This is a genomic window from Paraburkholderia sp. SECH2, from assembly GCF_030464795.1.
Classification (GTDB): domain Bacteria; phylum Pseudomonadota; class Gammaproteobacteria; order Burkholderiales; family Burkholderiaceae; genus Paraburkholderia; species Paraburkholderia aspalathi.
Genome location: NZ_JALPRH010000064.1, coordinates 1 through 2,628, shown reverse-complemented (window position 1 = coordinate 2,628; position 2,628 = coordinate 1). Strand labels below are relative to the sequence as shown.

Annotated in this window: 2 protein-coding genes; both read left to right on the top strand. The window is 64.4% G+C overall.

All coding sequences use genetic code 11. The annotated features are described in order from the left end of the window. The first annotated feature begins 171 nt into the window (after positions 1 to 171). On the top strand, positions 172 to 1,050 hold the full coding sequence (locus M0D66_RS37855) for a site-specific integrase (protein WP_266212951.1): 879 nt from the start codon (positions 172 to 174) through the stop codon (positions 1,048 to 1,050). A gap of 8 nt (positions 1,051 to 1,058) precedes the next feature. Beyond that, a complete protein-coding gene (locus M0D66_RS37850) occupies positions 1,059 to 2,267 on the top strand; it encodes an IS91 family transposase (RefSeq protein ID WP_266212950.1) in 1,209 nt (402 codons plus the stop codon). Positions 2,268 to 2,628: the final 361 nt, after the last annotated feature.

The window sequence follows — 2,628 nt, the reverse complement described above, 5'->3', positions numbered from 1 at the left end:
TTGTACTAAACCGCTGACGCGGTAGTGGGAGGTGGGCACAGGTCTATGGCTGACGTTTCATGAAGAGGGTTGTCTGGCGCTGGACCCCAGCGAGGTGGTGAGCGGTGTCGCCGGGAGCAGTATGTGAACGCCCAGTTGGGCATTCAACCCACTGCTTCCAGGAGGCTCGCCATGACGCCACTGCGCCAACGCATGCTGCACGACATGCAGATCCGCAACCTTGCTGTCAACACGCAGAAGACCTATCTCCTGCAGGTTTCCAGTTTCGCCCGACACTTCCGGCACTCACCCGAGGTGCTCGGTCCCGAAGAGATCCGTGCCTGGATTATCCACCTGACCAACGAACGCAAGCTCGCGCCAGCCAGTGTCCAACTGGCCGTAGGCTCGCTGCGCTTCCTGTACCGCATCACGCTCAGGCGGGACTGGAGTGACGAGGATTTCCCGTTGCCCAAACGGCCCGTGAAGCTGCCCGTCATCCTGAGCTTCGAGGAAGTCACGCGTTTCTTCGAGTCGATTCCCAGCCTGAAACAGCGCGCCATCCTGATGACGGCCTATGCGGCCGGCCTGCGTGTCTCCGAAGTCGTGCATCTGAAGGTCACCGATATCGACAGCCAGCGGATGATGATCCGTGTCTGCCAGGGTAAAGGCCGTAAGGATCGCTACGTAATGCTCTCGCCGCGTCTGCTCGAGGTCCTGCGACTGTACTGGCAGGACGCCCACCCGAGGGAATGGCTCTTTCCAGGGAGCATTCCGGGGCGGCCCATCAGCCGCCATGCCGTGGGCGACGCATGCCAGCTTGCACGTGAGCGCAGCGGCATCACGAAACCCGTTACGCCACATTCCTTGAGGCACGCGTTCGCCACTCATCTGCTGGAAACCGGTGCTGATGTACGCAGGATCCAGCTGCTCATGGGACATCGCAGCATGGCGACCACGGCACGGTACCTCAAGCTGGCGACGAGCACCGTGTGCGCCACCACCAGTCCCTTCGACCTGCTGCCGCATCCCGCACCCGTTCCACCCCAGCCGCCTGCGCCCGAGTACTTCTGAAGCCGGCGATGCGACCGGCGCTCGAGGTGGCGGACATCTTCCGCCGCTGCGGCCCTGACTACCGGCAGACCCATGCCGACGCCCTCAGTCGTGCCCAGCGCCGCGCGATGAGCGCCATCGAGCTGTGCCGCACCGCCGCGCTCGGCGGTCATGTCGAGCAGTGCGATGCCTGCGGCCATCAGCGCATTGCCTACGACTCGTGTCGCCATCGCTGCTGTCCGAAGTGCCAGTCGCTTGCCCGCGCGCAATGGCTCGAACGCCGGCACGCCGAACTGCTGCCTGACGTCGAATATTTCCACGTCGTCTTCACACTCCCCGAGCCCATCGCTGCGCTCGCGTACCAGAACAAGAAGACCCTCTACGATCTGCTTTTCCGCACCAGCGCCGAGACGCTGCGCACGATCGCCGCCGATCCCAAACACCTCGGCGCGGAAATCGGCTTCATCACGGTCCTGCACACGTGGGGGCAGAATCTGCTACACCATCCGCACGTGCATTGCGTGGTACCGGGCGGCGGCATCGCCCCGGACGGCGAACGCTGGATCGCCTGCCGGCCAGGCTTCTTCCTGCCCGTTCGGGTCCTCTCGCGGCTCTTCCGGCGGCTCTTTCTCGACCACTTGCACCGCGCGTTCGATGCCGGCGCGCTGCGCTTCCATGGCCAGCTCGAGCCGTTGCGTGATCCGCGAGCGTTCGCCGCCTGGCTCGCGCCCGCTGCTCACGCGGAGTGGGTCGTCTACGCGAAACCACCGTTTGGCGGCGCCGCACAGGTGCTCGATTACCTGGGCCGCTACACGCATCGCGTCGCCATCTCGAATAACCGGTTGCTGCGCTTTGACGGCGATTCGGTCCTGTTCCAGTGGAAGGACTACCGTCACGAAGCCCGCCACCGGACCATGACGCTCACGGCCGACGAGTTCATCCGCCGCTTCCTGCTGCACGTGCTGCCCGTCGGCTTCAAGCGCATCCGCAGCTACGGGTGGCTCGCCAACTGTCATCGGGCAGACCGCCTCGCCACCTGCCGGCGGCTGCTCGGCGTCGAGCCGCCCGCCGCTGCGTCACCCGCCATCGGGGAAGACTACCGTGACCGTTACCTGCGGCTCACCGGCAAATCACTTCGCGACTGCCCCGTGTGCGGCAAGGGCCAGATGGTCCGCATCGAAGGCGGTGTGCCTGGCATCCTGCCGCGCGCTCCACCTGACCCGAGCCATGTGCACTGACCGGCATCAGCACCACCCCCGAGCACGTTGGTCTTCCCCCATGCGGCCAACGCGAACCGACTCGTGCCTTAGCGTCGTCGCACCATCACAATGCCGTGAAACTCCGCACTACCTGCCCGCTAACCCTCGAATTCCCGCTGTCTTCGCGTGGCCGGCTCTGTCAGACCGCCTCGTTCCGGCGTGCAATGGCCAGGCGCCCGGCAGTACGAATTACCGCGCCGTTCATTCAATGCCCATAGAAGCAAACGCCTGCGGAGCGGTTTAGCACAAACATTTTTTTGATTACCGATCGCGGACTGGCCCCGACCGGCCTGTTCACGCGTCAGTAGCCGCGATCGCCAACCAAAAAAATCTCTGCTTT

Coding starts and splice junctions, on each gene's coding strand:
- M0D66_RS37855 (WP_266212951.1), top strand. CDS start 172: ATGACGCCACTGCGCCAACGCATGCTGCACGACATGCAGATCCGCAAC.
- M0D66_RS37850 (WP_266212950.1), top strand. CDS start 1,059: ATGCGACCGGCGCTCGAGGTGGCGGACATCTTCCGCCGCTGCGGCCCT.